16 protein-coding genes are annotated in these 13024 nt (G+C 66.8%); 10 read left to right on the top strand and 6 right to left on the bottom strand.

Features of this window, described 5'->3' with window-relative positions; genetic code table 11:
- Positions 1-77: 77 nt before the first annotated feature.
- A complete protein-coding gene (locus tag SMAL_RS01405) occupies positions 78-545 on the top strand; it encodes a YehS family protein (protein WP_012509808.1) in 468 nt (155 codons plus the stop codon).
- Here the strand turns inward: SMAL_RS01405 and SMAL_RS01400 are convergent.
- Positions 514-1401, bottom strand: coding sequence for a LysR family transcriptional regulator (locus SMAL_RS01400; RefSeq protein WP_012509807.1), 888 nt, complete (start codon positions 1399-1401; stop codon positions 514-516). The genes SMAL_RS01405 and SMAL_RS01400 overlap by 32 nt on opposite strands.
- A 143-nt stretch (positions 1402-1544) precedes the next feature.
- On the opposite strand from SMAL_RS01400, the gene SMAL_RS01395 reads away from it, so the two are divergent.
- A complete protein-coding gene (locus SMAL_RS01395) occupies positions 1545-2693 on the top strand; it encodes an MFS transporter (protein WP_332250438.1) in 1149 nt (382 codons plus the stop codon).
- Here the strand turns inward: SMAL_RS01395 and SMAL_RS01390 are convergent.
- On the bottom strand, positions 2690-3388 hold the full coding sequence (locus tag SMAL_RS01390; protein ID WP_012509805.1) for a TorF family putative porin: 699 nt from the start codon (positions 3386-3388) through the stop codon (positions 2690-2692). The genes SMAL_RS01395 and SMAL_RS01390 overlap by 4 nt on opposite strands.
- 178 nt (positions 3389-3566) lie before the next feature.
- Between SMAL_RS01390 and SMAL_RS01385 the strand changes: the two genes are divergently transcribed.
- Complete coding sequence (locus SMAL_RS01385; protein ID WP_012509804.1) at positions 3567-3956, top strand: DUF6165 family protein; 390 nt, start codon at positions 3567-3569, stop codon at positions 3954-3956.
- Here SMAL_RS01385 and SMAL_RS01380 read toward each other — a convergent pair.
- Positions 3901-4635 carry a response regulator transcription factor gene (locus tag SMAL_RS01380; RefSeq protein WP_004137916.1) on the bottom strand — a complete coding sequence of 245 codons (735 nt, stop codon included), beginning with the start codon at positions 4633-4635 and terminating at the stop codon, positions 3901-3903. The genes SMAL_RS01385 and SMAL_RS01380 overlap by 56 nt on opposite strands.
- 190 nt (positions 4636-4825) lie before the next feature.
- Positions 4826-5398 carry an OmpO family porin gene (locus tag SMAL_RS01375; protein WP_012509803.1) on the bottom strand — a complete coding sequence of 191 codons (573 nt, stop codon included), beginning with the start codon at positions 5396-5398 and terminating at the stop codon, positions 4826-4828.
- A 282-nt stretch (positions 5399-5680) separates the two neighbouring features.
- Between SMAL_RS01375 and SMAL_RS01370 the strand changes: the two genes are divergently transcribed.
- The gene (locus SMAL_RS01370; RefSeq protein WP_004137873.1) at positions 5681-6040 is read left to right on the top strand and encodes a DUF1428 domain-containing protein; all 360 of its coding nucleotides are present in this window, start codon (positions 5681-5683) and stop codon (positions 6038-6040) included.
- Positions 6041-6055: 15 nt separating this feature from the next.
- Here SMAL_RS01370 and SMAL_RS01365 read toward each other — a convergent pair whose 3' ends face one another.
- Both SMAL_RS01365 and SMAL_RS01360 read right to left on the bottom strand, forming a co-directional pair.
- Entirely contained in the window at positions 6056-6745 is a 690-nt protein-coding gene (locus SMAL_RS01365) for a hypothetical protein (RefSeq protein WP_012509802.1), read from the bottom strand.
- A 107-nt stretch (positions 6746-6852) separates the two neighbouring features.
- Positions 6853-7761, bottom strand: a complete 909-nt coding sequence (locus SMAL_RS01360; RefSeq protein WP_012509801.1) for a hypothetical protein — start codon at positions 7759-7761, stop codon at positions 6853-6855.
- Positions 7762-8252: 491 nt separating this feature from the next.
- On the opposite strand from SMAL_RS01360, the gene SMAL_RS01355 reads away from it, so the two are divergent.
- The 6 genes from SMAL_RS01355 (at position 8253) to SMAL_RS01330 (ending at position 13024) form a co-directional block, all read left to right on the top strand.
- Positions 8253-9686 (top strand): Do family serine endopeptidase, encoded by a 1434-nt coding sequence (locus SMAL_RS01355; RefSeq protein WP_012509800.1) that lies wholly within the window; start codon positions 8253-8255, stop codon positions 9684-9686.
- Positions 9687-9787: 101 nt separating this feature from the next.
- On the top strand, positions 9788-10153 hold the full coding sequence (locus SMAL_RS01350; protein WP_004137828.1) for a hypothetical protein: 366 nt from the start codon (positions 9788-9790) through the stop codon (positions 10151-10153).
- 8 nt (positions 10154-10161) lie between these two features.
- A complete protein-coding gene (locus tag SMAL_RS01345) occupies positions 10162-10632 on the top strand; it encodes a phage holin family protein (protein WP_004137827.1) in 471 nt (156 codons plus the stop codon).
- Positions 10629-11096: a hypothetical protein gene (locus SMAL_RS01340; protein ID WP_012509799.1), complete on the top strand. Its 468-nt coding sequence runs from the start codon at positions 10629-10631 to the stop codon at positions 11094-11096. Before SMAL_RS01345 ends, SMAL_RS01340 begins: the two co-directional genes overlap by 4 nt.
- Positions 11097-11163: 67 nt before the next feature.
- Complete coding sequence (locus SMAL_RS01335) at positions 11164-12273, top strand: AI-2E family transporter (protein WP_012509798.1); 1110 nt, start codon at positions 11164-11166, stop codon at positions 12271-12273.
- Between the two features lie 31 nt (positions 12274-12304).
- Positions 12305-13024, top strand: a complete 720-nt coding sequence (locus SMAL_RS01330; protein ID WP_004137824.1) for an HAD family hydrolase — start codon at positions 12305-12307, stop codon at positions 13022-13024.

Here is a 13024-nt window from a genome sequence, read left to right as displayed (position 1 = left end):
AGAACCCGGGTCAGATCCCTTTGCCTCCAGCAAAGGGATCTGACCCCACCTGCCGGGGTGACCGGTACAATTGGGCCATGATCAACAACGATGTCCTGCGCAGCGTGCGCTACTCCCTGGACCTGGGTGACCACCACGTGGTGACCCTGTGCCAGCTGGCCGATCCGGCCTTCGCGGTGGATACCGAGCAGGTGAAGGCCTGGCTGCGCCGCGATGACGAAGCCGGCTTCGAGGCGATGAACGACAGCGCGCTGGCGCACTTCCTCGATGGCCTGATCGTGCACCTGCGCGGTCGCGACGAGAGCCAGCCGCAACGCGCGGTGGAAACCCGCATCGACAACAACCTGGTGCTGAAGAAGCTGCGCGTGGCCTTCCAGCTGCGTGACGTGGACCTGATGGAAATCTTCGCCAGCGCCGGTTTCAACGTCTCCAAGTCGGAAATCGGTGCGCTGTTCCGCCAGCCCGGCCACACCAACTACCGGCGCTGCCTGGACCAGATGCTGCGCAACTTCCTCAAGGGCCTGAGCCTGCGCCTGCGCGGCTGAGCACGGCCGCGACGAACGCCCGTGCCGCCGGCGTCGGCAACCGCTGCCAGACCAGGTGCACGCGGCGGGTCGGGGTCGGCTGCAGCGGAATCTGTACCACCCCCTGGAACCCGTCGGCGATCAACGCTGGCACGATGCCAACCGCCAGCCCATGGCGGACGAAGCGCTCGATCAGTTCCATCAGATTGACCTCGAAGCGCACCGTATGCGGCAGGCCAGCGGCGGCGAAGGCATCATCGGTCTGCCGGCGCGCGCCGGTGCCACGCGGAAAGTCGACCAGCGCTTCATCCTGCAGCGCGGCCAATGGCAGCCGCGTGTGCCCGGCCAACCGGTGCGACGGCGCCAGCACCGCCACCAGGTCTTCCTCCTGCAGCATCTGGTGGCAGACGCCATCCAGCCCCGCCGAGGGCGCCAACCCGACCAGGGCGACATCCAGTTCGCGCGACTGCACCTGCGCGATCAGGTCCTCGCTCTTGTCCACCCGCAGCTGGAATTCAACCTGCGGGTGTGCCTGCTGGAAGGCCGCCAGCATCGCCACCACGTCGATGTCGGTCAACGAAGAGATCTGCCCTATCGCCAACAACCCGCGCACTTCGCCGCTGACAGCGGCGACGTCGGCACGCAGGTGGCGCAGGCTGGCCAGCACCTGCCGCGCGTGCACCAGCAGCACTTCGCCGGCGGCAGTGGCACGTACCTGGCGCGGCAGGCGTTCGAACAGGGGCGTGCCCAGCTCCTGTTCCAGATTGGCAATCTGATGGCTGAGCGCCGACTGCACCACATGGCAACGCTCGGCGGCACGGGTGAAGTTGCCCTCCTCGGCCAGGGCAACGGCGAATTCAAGCTGCTTGAGATTCACACAACCATCTCATTTCCAGATGACAGGGATGATGATGATTCATTTCCATCATGACTGCAGCGGGCGGACACTGTGCACCCCGCATTCTGGAACACCGCGTGAGCCCGTCCCTCCCCCCTCTGCACCGCTGGCAGGTGCTGCTGATGTCGGTCGCCACTGGCGTGGCCGTGGCCAGCAACTACTATGCGCAGCCGCTGCTGCACACCATCGCCGATGCCTTCGGCGTGCCGTTCGGCCAGGTCGGCATGGTGGTTACCGTGGCGCAGCTGAGCTATGCCGCCGGGCTGATCCTGCTGGTGCCGCTGGGTGACCTGTTCGAGCGCCGCCGGCTGATCGTGGTGATGAGCCTGCTGTCGGCCACTGGCCTGGTGATCAGTGCCTGTGCACCGTCGCTGGCCTGGCTGCTGGTGGGCACCGCGATCACTGGCCTGTTCTCGGTGGTGGCGCAGGTGCTGGTGCCGTTCGCGGCGACGCTGGCTTCGCCCGAACATCGCGGCCGCGTGGTCGGCACGCTGATGAGCGGCCTGCTGCTGGGCATCCTGCTGGCGCGCACCGTGGCCGGGCTGCTGTCGAGCCTTGGCGACTGGCGCCTGGTCTATGCGATCGCCGCCGGCACCCTGGTGCTGACCGCACTGGCGCTGCAACGTGGCCTGCCACGCTTCCACCACAGCGCCGGCCTCGGCTACTTCGCCCTGCTGCGCTCGATCGGTTCCCTGTTCGTGCAGGAGCCGGTGCTGCGCCATCGCACGCTGCTGGGTGCGTGCAGCTTCGCCATGTTCGCGATCTTCTGGACGCCACTGGCGTTCCTGCTCGCACAGCCACCGTACGCCTACAGCGACGCCACCATCGGCCTGTTCGGACTGGTCGGTGCCGCCGGCACGCTGGCCGCGGGCCTGGCCGGCCGCATGTCCGACCGTGGCCAGACCGGCCGTGCCACGGCCATCGCGCTGGTACTGTTGCTGCTGTCGTGGCTGCCACTGGGACTGTCGGCACACTCGCTGCTGGCACTGCTGGTCGGCGTGGTGGTGCTGGACCTGGCCGCGCAGCTGCTGCACGTCAGCAACCAGAACCTGATCTATGCGCTGCAACCGGCGGCGCGAAACCGCCTCAATGCCGGCTACATGACCGGCTACTTCATCGGCGGCTCGCTGGGTTCACTGCTGTCGGCGCAGGTCTACCAGCGCTTCGGCTGGACCGGCGTCTGCGTGGCCGGCGCCGCTGTTGCCGCACTGGCCCTGCTGCTGTGGTTGCCCGGCGCGCTGCGTGCGCGCCAGACCACGGCTGCCAACTAGAAGCTGCCCTGCAGCGCCAGCTCCCAACGCCCCCCGGCGTTGCCCGGGAACAGGCGCTTGGCCGCGTTGTCGGTGTCGTGCACGGTGGCCCGCAGCTCCCACGCCGGGGTCAGCGTGGCAATGGCACTGAGCTGGCCATGCAGGTAGTCCGGCCCCTGTGCGGTGGCCAACCAATACTGGCCCACCACCGCCTCCAGGCGGACGCGCTCGTGCAGCGGCACACGCACGCCGAACTGCGCATAGGTGCCGCGATGACCTCCGGCCAGCGCGTCACTGGAATGCGCAACCTGCAGCCACGCGCGCTGCTTCCAGTTCAACGTGGTATTGAGTTCGGTCCAGTCCAGCGCGCGGCCGGTGCCCGGGTACACGTAGCGGGTCAGGTTGGCATCCAGCGTCCAGTCCGGTGCCAGTGCACCACTCCAACCGGCTACCAGGTCGAACTCGCTGCGCGCGCCGTTGTCCGGCTTGAACGATACGTTGGAGCCCCACGCGCTGGCGTACCAACCGGATGCGAGCGCCACTTTCGCGCCCGCCTGCACCGCCGGGTCGCCGTCGCTCTGCGAGCTGCCGCGCCACACGTAGTCGCTGGTCAATGCCGCACTGCCACTGACCTGCACCTGCGCCTGCGCGCTGCCGATACCCAGCATTCCTGCCAGCGCGGCCACCATCGCCGCCATCATCCCCTTGCTGTTCACTGCACTGTGTTCCTCGTCGAAGGCGGTCACGCCGCCGGGAACGCAGTGTCGAGGCGGTGGCCGTAACGGATCGAGGGTGCTGCCGGGCCCGTGGCGCAAATTCGGCGTAAATCCCGCGGACCGGGGCCACATGCCAGCAGCGCGGTATCATGGCGCCCTGTTTCCAGGAACCAACCGCGTGGACGCCATCCTGACTCCGGTATCGATCGGCGAGCTGATCGACAAGATCACCATTCTCGAGATCAAGGCCGAGCGCATCGACGATGCCGCCAAGCTGAGCAACGTGCGCACCGAGCTGGACGGCCTGCTTCCGTTGCTGCAGCTGCAGCTGCAGGCTCAGCCGGCGCTGGCCATGCTGAAGCAGCAGCTGAAGGCGATCAACGAGCGCATGTGGGACATCCAGGACCAGCTGCGCGACAAGGAAGCGGCCCAGGTGTTCGACGATGCCTTCATCCAGTTGGCGCGTGGTGTCTATGGCACCAATGGCGAGCGCGTGCAGGTGAAGAACGAGATCAACCGCGTGGCCGGTTCAGCGCTGGTGGAAGAGAAGCAGTACCAGGGCGAGTAACGCCGCCTCGATCAGCGTCGATCAGATGGCGGAAGCGGAACAGCTCGCCATCGTTGCGGATGCCCAGCTTGCGGTAAGCCGCTCGCTTCTGCGTGCTGATGGTGCTGGCTGTACGCCCACTGCGGTGTGCCATCTCGCCGGTGCTGCAGCCGCGCAGCACCCATTGCAGGACGGTGCGCTCGCGCGTACTCAACCGTGGTGGACGCACGGGCTGCTGGCGTTGCCGGCGGGACTGGTTCCACTGTGCACGCAGTTCCGGCGGCACGAAGCGCCCGCCACGGGCAACCACGCTCACTGCCCGCAGCAGCATCTGCGGCGCGCAGGCCTTGGACAGGAATCCGCGCGCACCGGCCTGCAGGGCCAAGGACACGACACCCGCGTTGCAGTGCGCGGACAACACCAGAATCGGCACTGCCGGCCAATGGCGTGATAGGTGCCGCAGCAGTTCCAGACCTTCCCCGCTGTCACCCATCGGCAAGGCGTCGACCAGCAGCAGATCGATCGCGGCCGCCTGCTGCTGCAGGCGCTGCAGCAGATCACCGCTGCGGCCGTAGCTTCCATCGACCTGCAGGCCCGCCTGCCGGGCCAGGACTTCCTGCACGCCATGCCGCAACAGCGGGTGCGGATCCAGCAGCAACAGGCGGTAGGGAGAATCGCGGGGCGACGGAAACGTGGGCATGGTTGCATTCCTGCAGAACAGGCCACTCACCCTAGGGCGCAGCCGACGCCTGCGGAATCCAATTCGTTGCAATGCTGCCCTTCCGCCGCGACACGGTCAGGTAGCGTTTGCCCGGCCGGAAACGCAACAGGCCCGGCATGGGCCGGGCCTGTCGAGGCATCTTCGGCGCGCAGGCGCGCCGAGGAAGCAATTACCAGCTGAAGCGCGGGCCGACGGTGTATTCCTTGTCGCCGTCGCGGTTCATCTTCAGCTCGCCGTTCAGGCCCCAGTTCTGGTTCAGCTTGACCTGACCACCCAGGCGGCCGTACCACTGGCCTTCCGGATTGATGCCGTGCTTCTTCGAGAAATCTTCGTAACCGACCATGCCGTAGACCTCGGCATGGGCACCGAAGGCGGTGCGGATGCCGGCTTCGGCGCTGTAGCCGTTGAAGTCCAGGCCGTGCTTCTGGTCGCGCTTCTGGTAGGCAACGCGGGCAACGAAGTCGGTGGTCGGAGCGATTTCAACGTTGTAGCCGGCACCGATCTTCCACTGGTCCAGCTTGATGTTGGTGTTGTCGATTTCCTGGCGGCTGTAATCACCGAAGGCGTGGAAGTTCGGCAGGAAGCCGTACGAACCCTTCACGCCCCAGCCGTCGGCCTTGAACGCATCGATGTCGGTCTTGGCGTAGTCAGCTTCGGCGTAGTTGTAGGACAGGTTCTCAGCAGCCGAGGCGGTGAACGGCAGGGCAGCGGCCAGGGCCAGAGCAATCAGCGAATTCTTCATGGGGGTACACCTTTACTTTCTTATGGTGTGCAGCAGCGCCAGGGCGCCATCGCATCGGGAATGTAAATTCTCCGTTATTCGCCACAACGCTCCCTGAAAACAGCGGTCTTCGCATTGCTGAATTTTTTGGCTTGATTCAGGCTGGGTCTGGCATACGCGCGCGGCACGCGTGCATTCATCCTCTGCAACGGGCATGCGCAGGCAGGATGTCGATCTGCGCCGCCCTGGTTCGTCGGGTACTTGAAGGCCGTGCATGCGGCGCGGTCCATCCGGAGGCAGGCAATGAGCTACATCGATGGTTTCGTACTGGCGGTGCCCACCGCCAACAAGGAGAAGTTCCTCGCCCATGCACGTGCGGGCAACCCGATCTTCGTCGAGTTCGGCGCGCTGCGCGTGGTCGAGTGCTGGGGCGATGATGTACCGCACGGCAAGACCACCGACTTCTTCGGCGCGGTGAAAGCCACAGCGGACGAAACGGTGGTCTTCTCGTGGATCGAATGGCCGGACAAGCCGACCCGCGACGCCGGCATGAAGAAGATGATGGAGGACCCGCGGATGGATCCGGCGAAGAACCCGATGCCGTTCGACGGTGCGCGGATGATCTACGGCGGCTTCGTACCGATCTACGAACTTACGCGCTGAATCCGGAGCGCGTGCTCAGCGCGCGTCCACTTCATCGCTGGCAGAGGCATGGCCGGCGCCCAGTGCGGCGCCGGCGCCAAGACCCACGCCCCCCATGCCGGCGCCCATCCCGCCCCCGCCACCACCGCCGCCTCCAGTGCGGCCCCCCTTGGCGTCACCCTCGGCGCGGCCCTTGCCACTGGCACCGCCCGGGCGGGTCGGGCCCTGCGGTGGAATCTGCAGATCGGCCGGGATCGGCGCCAGGTCCAGCGCTTCGCGCACGAAATCGCGCAGTGAAACCACCAGATCGTGGGTGTGCACCGGTCGTCCCTGCGCCAGTTCGTTGGCCGCACGCGCGGCCAGCCGTACCTGTTCGTCGGTGCCCAGCAACAGGATGTCCGACAGCGCCGCTTCAACGGCGTCGCGGATGCGGCGCGCGCGATCCGAGCGGGGTTCGGCGATGCCTTCGGCATCTTGGCGTTGGCGCAGGTCGCGGCGATGGCTGGGATCCACACCCAGTTCGCCAGTGAACGACCCGCCCAGGGTCTTGTAGGCCGCCATCAGCGTGCGCAGCCGCTCATTGATCTGCCGGTTCTCGCGCTCGCGGCGCTGCTGCAGGGTCTGCATCACCAGCAGGCGGATGCCCACGCCCAGCAGGGTGATCAGGACCAGGCCGGCCAACGTGGACAGCACGCCCTGCCAGGAACTGAAGTCGATACCGCGCATGCCCGGGGCTCCGGCGGGAAGAACCTGCATCTTGCCCCATACCGTGTCCCAGAAACGCGAAAGGCCCCACCACCCGGTGGGTGGCAGGGCCTTCGGTACCCGCGCGATTACTTGCGCTTGGCGACCTTGCGCACGGCCTTCTTGGCCGGAGCCTTCTTCGCCGGAGCCTTCTTGGCAGCGACCTTCTTCAGCGGCGCAGCCTTCTTGGCAACAGTCTTGCGGGTGGCGGCAACCTTCTTGCCAACCGCCTTCTTGGCGACGGCAGCCTTCTTGCCGACGGCCTTCTTGGCAACGGCGGTCTTCTTGCCGACGACCTTCTTGGCGACAGCGGCCTTCTTGCCGACGACCTTCTTGGCAGCAGCAGTCTTCTTGGTGGCGACCTTCTTGGCGACAGCAGCCTTCTTGCCGACAACCTTCTTGGCAGCCACGACCTTCTTGCCGGCGACCTTCTTGGCGGCGACGGTCTTCTTGGCCACAGCCTTCTTGGCGGTAGCGACCTTCTTGTCGACAACCTTCTTGGCGGCTGCGGCCTTCTTGGCAACGGTCTTCTTCGCGACGGCGGCCTTCTTGGTGGCAGCCTTCTTCACGGTGGCGACCTTCTTGCCAGCAGCCTTGGTGGCAGCCTTGGTGGTCTTCTTGGCAGCGGCGGCCTTCTTGGTCACAGCCTTGCCTGCAGCCGCCTTCTTCTTGGCCACTTCCTTCTTCAGGGCAGCGGCTTCGGCCTTGGCGTTCTTCTTGGCGGCTTCCAGCTTCTTCTTGGCGTTGGCAACGGTCTTGCCGACCGACTTGGCAGCCTTCTCGGCCTTCTTGGCAACGGTCTTCTCGACCTTGGCCACAGCCTTCTTGGCCTTGGCAACGCGGGTACCGGCAGCCTTGGTGGCGCGCTTGACGGTCTTCTTGACCGACTTCACGGCGTCTTCGGCGGCGTGGGCGATGGTCTCGCCGACGTTGGTGGCGGTTTCTTTGACGTTCTCGACGGCGTCGGTCACGACCGACACACCATTACCGTTGCTCATGTTGCCCTCCTGGGGGCCTTAAGTATCAAAACGGGGCGATGCTATACCGACATTGACGATCGTGGAACGGGGCATGCGCCAGCAATCGCATCTGCTGCGACGCCGATGGTGTAGCCCACCACCCTTGGCGGCGATGCATGTGTGCAGGAAACCCCTTCTTTTCAGGACTGCGCCGCGCTGGCGAGGCTGCAGCGGACGTTCGCTGCACGTGCCTGCTCGAATGCAGGCGAAGGTGTGCGTCATGGCGCATCGCGGCACCCGGTTGCGCGGAACTGCGCAAGTATCGGCCTGTATCCGCAGCGCATCCGACGGAGAACGAACGTGTACGCAGCACCTCCGCGGATGACGCCACCAGCCCGAAGCGGGCGACAGTCATCCCGCTTTCCGGCGCCCCGTTTTCATGGCGCATTTATCCAGATCGCGACACACTCATTCAGCTTGTTTTACCGTAGGGCCGAACCGCCCCCACCCACGCCAGCGAACCGACTCCCATGCGACCGCTTCCCACCCTGCTCACGCTCGCAATCGCCGCCGCCTTCGGTGGCTTTGTTGCCACCGGCCTCAATGCGCACCTGGACAACCGTGCCGATGCCGCGCCGCTGCCGGCGGTGCTGCCCACCGCCGCCGCGTTGCCAGCTTCGGTAGCCGGGCAGGCGGTGCCGTCACTGGCGCCGATGCTGGAGAAGGCGATGCCGGCAGTGGTCAGCGTCAACACCAAGCAGGTGGTGCGGGTGCGCAACCCCTTCTTCAACGACCCGTTCTTCCGCCGCCTGTTCCCGGACATCCCGCAGGAGCGCATCAACGAATCGCTCGGCTCGGGCGTGATCATCGATGCCAAGGAAGGCCTGGTACTGACCAACCACCATGTCATCGACAATGCCGATGACGTGCAGGTGACACTGGCCGACGGGCGCACGGTCAAGGCCGAGTTCCTCGGCTCGGACCGCGATACGGACATCGCGTTGATCCGCATTCCGGCGCAGAACCTGACCGACATCAAGCTTGGCAACAGCGACCAGCTGCGCGTGGGCGACTTCGTGGTGGCCATCGGCAACCCGTTCGGTTTCAGCCAGACGGTCACCTCCGGCATCGTCTCGGCGGTGGGCCGCAGCGGCATCCGCGGGCTGGGCTACCAGAACTTCATCCAGACCGATGCGTCGATCAACCCGGGCAATTCCGGTGGCGCACTGGTCGACCTGCAGGGCCAGCTGGTTGGCATCAACACCGCCAGTTTCAACCCGCAGGGCAGCATGGCCGGCAACATCGGCCTGGGCCTGGCGATCCCCTCCAACCTGGCGCGCAGCGTGGTCGACCAGCTTGTCAAGCACGGCGTGGTGGTGCGCGGCACGCTGGGCGTGGAGAGCCAGAACCTGACCGCACAGATCGCGCAGGGCCTGGGCCTGGGCGAAACCCGCGGCGCACTGGTCACCCGCGTGCTGGCCGGATCGGCTGCGGCCGCTGCGGGCCTGAAACCGGGCGATGTGGTGGTGTCGGCCAACGGCCAGCGCGTGGACAGCGCCGAAGCGCTGCACAACGTGGAAGGCCTGGCCACAGTGGGCAGCCCGCTGACGCTGGACGTGCGTCGCGAAGGCAAGCCGCTGCAGATCAAGGCGATATTGAAGGAACAGGCACGCGCGGTCACCGGCGACAGCCTGGACCCGCGCCTGGGCGGTGCCACCTTCGTCGATCTGCCCGAATCGCTGCGCCAGTCCGGCGCTGGCGGCGTCCTGGTCAGCGAGGTCAAGCGCGGCAGCCGCGCCGCCAGCAACGGGCTGCAGCAGGGCGACATCATCACTGATGCAACAGTAGGTGAATTCGCTGACCTGGCCAGCTGGCGCGCCAATTTCCAGCAGCGCCCACCCACCCTGGTGCTGCGCGTGCTGCGTAACAATGGCCAGCAGCAGGGCCAGCTCGTGATGCGCTGATCGCCCAGCCGTAACACCCCCTATACCCGGGCAATGCTATTGCTGTCAGTCCAGGTCGGCACCGCCGTCCCCCGTTCCCCCATCGCAACAGGAGTGATTCGATGAGCCCCACCAATACCGAGAACCTGAAGGACCACCTGGGTGAAGCCGGTTCCCACCTGAAGCAGGCCGCCAGCGCTGCCGGCGGTGCGATCAAGGGCGCAACCGGTGCAGCAACCGACGAACTGCGCATCGGCAAGGCCAACGTCAAGGCGGAGTTGTCCGACAGCGCGCTGTCCGGCCTGGCCGCCGCCGAATTCGGTGGAGCTGCGGCCAAGGAACAGGTCGACGCACTGATGGACAAGGGCAAGGACCTGATCGACAGCGCCGCTGAACTGATCCGCGAACGTCCGCTGGCTTCGTTCGGCGTCGCCTTCGCAGCTGGCTGGATCATTGCCAAGCTGGCCCGCGGCAGCAGCGACAAGTAAGCCGCAGCGTGAGCGAAGAGAACGCGCAAGCGCCTGATCCGGCGGCGACCCCGCCGCTGGATGAGAGCATCCGCCAGGTCGGCGCGGCCGGTCGTGCCGCCGCCGATTCTGCCAAGCACACGGTACGCTCCCTGCGCCGGCTGGCTTCGGCCGACTTCGCGCTGGCGCGTAGTGCATTCGGTCGCGCGCTGGCCTGGGCCGGCGTGGCGATCGTGTTTGGAGCCTCGGCCTGGCTGCTGATGGCCGCCACGCTGATCGCCCTGCTGCAGAGCTGGGGCCTGAGCTGGCTGCAGGCCCTGTTGATCACCTCGCTGCTGAGCTTGGCCGTTACCGGCTATGCGATCTGGCGGGTGTCCTACTTCTTCCACCACACCGGCATGCACGCCACCCGGCGCCAGCTGTCGCGCCTGGGCCTGTTCGATGAGCCCAGCGAGGATGACCCTGATGCCGGGGTGCAGCTGCCGGAGGGCAAGCCATGAAGTTCGGCGCGCTGCAGCGGCGGGTAAAGCGCTGCGAACAGGTGGTGACCGTGCGCATGGGTGAGACCCAGGACCACTGGGGCACGCTCAGCCAGGTCTGGCGCCAGGGCTGGTCGCCGCTGCGCATCATCGTGGTGGGCCTGGCCGGTGGCTTCATCGCCGGCAAGCTGGAAGTGCCAGGCAGGGTCAACGGCGCACGCTGGCTGCAGATGGTGGGGTCGGTGTCGAACCTGTTCGCCAGCGCGCAGGCAGCATTCGCTACCGCGATGGCAGCGCAGGCCGCGGCCACCGCCGACGATGCGGCTGAAGAAGCCGACGATGCCAGCGAACATGCACAGGCGGCGGCCTCCGCTGCCGAGGCACGTCCGGCACCGGCACCACGCTCCGTGCCGGAGCCAGTACCGGAACCAGACCCGCGCGGACCCCGTCCGGCCGAAGCGGCCACCGAACTGTCCGAACGTTGATCCATGGAATCCGCCGCGCCGATCGCGGCCGGCGGATAATGCGCTCCCCATTCCGGTTGATGCGTCGATGAGCGAGTCCCTCCTGTCCCCATCACCGGCTGGCCCGGAAGCGCCCGAGGCGCCACTGCCGCCACCATCGCGCCCGCGCGGGCCGATGTCGCTGGTGGTGCTGGCCGCGCTGGCGGTGGGCTACACGCTGTGGGCAGCACAGGACATCATCCTGCCGGTGTTGCTGGCGATGTTCTTCGCACTGGTCGGCAACCCGATCCTGCGCCTGCTGCAGAAGCTGTGGATCCCACGTGCACTGGGCGCGTTGCTGATCCTCGGTGCCGGCCTGGGCGTGACCGGTTCGCTGGCCGTGCAGCTGATCGGCCCGGCGATGGAATGGGCGCAGGAAGCACCACAGCAGCTGCGCAAGGTGGCCCGGCAGGTGCAGGACCTGACCAAGCCGGTGCAGCAGGCCAACCAGGCCGCGGAGAACTTCGCCCGCGTCGCCGGCGGTGACAGCAACCGCAAGGTGCAGGTGATCCGCACCCAGCTGGACGACCCCTACCGCATGCTGACCCGCGCGCCACGGCTGGCCGCTTCGGTGCTGGCGGTGGTGCTGCTGACCCTGTTCTTCATGATCTACGGGCAGAGCCTGCAGCGCGCGGCGATCGCGTTGTTCCCGAACCGCCAGCAGCAACGCTTCACCAGCGACATCCTGCGGTCGATCGAGCGCGAGGTGTCGCGCTACGTGCTGACCATCAGCGTGATCAACACCCTGGTCGGACTGGTGTTCGCCGGGGTACTGATGCTGCTGGGCATCAGCCTGCAGGAAGCCCTGCTGTGGGGCACGGTGGCCGCGCTGCTGAATTTCGCACCTTACGTGGGCCCGTTGATCGGCGTGGCGCTGATGCTGTTGATGGGCTTCGTCGAGTTCCGCGACCCGCTGCAGGCCCTGTTGCCGGCCGCGGCCTACCTGGGCCTGCACACCCTGGAGGGACAGATGGTGACCCCGATCGTACTGGGGCGGCGCATGAAGCTGTCGCCGCTGGTGCTGATCCTGGCGCTGATGCTGTTCGGCTGGGCCTGGGGCATGATCGGCCTGCTGCTGGCAGTACCGCTGCTGGTCTGCATCAAGCTGGTGCTGGCACGGCTGGACGGCATGCAGGGATGGGCGCGCCTGCTGGAATGAAAGCCCGCGCGGGCAGGGGTAGAATGGCGGGGTGAAATTCCCTGTCCTTGCCATCACCCTCGACCTCGACGACACGCTCTGGCCGTTCGCCCCGATCGGCGCCCGCATCGACCTGGTCCTGCACGAGTGGATGCGTGAACACAGCCCTGCCACTGCCGCGATGTATCCGCTGGCGGCGATGCGCGAACTGCGCGAGCGCTCGTTCCGAGACAATCCACACCTTCACCATGACCTGAGCGCGCTGCGCCGGCTGACGCTGCAGGAGGCCCTGCAGAACAGCGGCGCCAGCCTGGAATTGCTCGAACCGGCCTACGAGGCGTTCTACGCCGCGCGCAACCAGGTCGAGTGCTATCCCGACGCGATCGATGCGCTGGCGCGGATTGCCGCGCGGGTCCCGGTGGCAGCGCTGAGCAACGGCAATGCCGATCTGGAGCGGATCGGCCTGGCCCATCATTTCGCCTTCCAGCTGGGTGCGCGCGAACACGGCGCGGCCAAGCCCGAGGCAAGCATCTTCCACGCCGCCTGCACCCGCCTGGGTGTGGCGCCGGCACAGGTGCTGCATGTCGGCGACCACGCCGAGATGGACGTGGCCGGGGCGATCGCCGCCGGCCTGCGCGGCTGCTGGATCAACCGCGAAGCCGCGACCTGGACCCATCCGCAATTGCAGCCGGACCTGCAGTTCGACACCCTCACCGGCCTGGCCGACTGGTTGGATGACAACCTCGATGCCGCCGCACCCCGGAGTACCTGA

The organism is Stenotrophomonas maltophilia R551-3, from assembly GCF_000020665.1.
Taxonomy (GTDB): domain Bacteria; phylum Pseudomonadota; class Gammaproteobacteria; order Xanthomonadales; family Xanthomonadaceae; genus Stenotrophomonas; species Stenotrophomonas maltophilia_L.
Note: the sequence above shows the minus strand (reverse complement) of the source record. Positions and strands in the feature narration are given on the sequence as shown.

Coding starts and splice junctions, on each gene's coding strand:
- SMAL_RS01405 (WP_012509808.1), top strand. CDS start 78: ATGATCAACAACGATGTCCTGCGCAGCGTGCGCTACTCCCTGGACCTG.
- SMAL_RS01395 (WP_332250438.1), top strand. CDS start 1,545: ATGTCGGTCGCCACTGGCGTGGCCGTGGCCAGCAACTACTATGCGCAG.
- SMAL_RS01380 (WP_004137916.1), bottom strand. CDS start 4,635: ATGCCCACGTTTCCGTCGCCCCGCGATTCTCCCTACCGCCTGTTGCTG.
- SMAL_RS01375 (WP_012509803.1), bottom strand. CDS start 5,398: ATGAAGAATTCGCTGATTGCTCTGGCCCTGGCCGCTGCCCTGCCGTTC.
- SMAL_RS01370 (WP_004137873.1), top strand. CDS start 5,681: ATGAGCTACATCGATGGTTTCGTACTGGCGGTGCCCACCGCCAACAAG.
- SMAL_RS01365 (WP_012509802.1), bottom strand. CDS start 6,745: ATGCGCGGTATCGACTTCAGTTCCTGGCAGGGCGTGCTGTCCACGTTG.
- SMAL_RS01360 (WP_012509801.1), bottom strand. CDS start 7,761: ATGAGCAACGGTAATGGTGTGTCGGTCGTGACCGACGCCGTCGAGAAC.
- SMAL_RS01355 (WP_012509800.1), top strand. CDS start 8,253: ATGCGACCGCTTCCCACCCTGCTCACGCTCGCAATCGCCGCCGCCTTC.
- SMAL_RS01350 (WP_004137828.1), top strand. CDS start 9,788: ATGAGCCCCACCAATACCGAGAACCTGAAGGACCACCTGGGTGAAGCC.
- SMAL_RS01340 (WP_012509799.1), top strand. CDS start 10,629: ATGAAGTTCGGCGCGCTGCAGCGGCGGGTAAAGCGCTGCGAACAGGTG.
- SMAL_RS01335 (WP_012509798.1), top strand. CDS start 11,164: ATGAGCGAGTCCCTCCTGTCCCCATCACCGGCTGGCCCGGAAGCGCCC.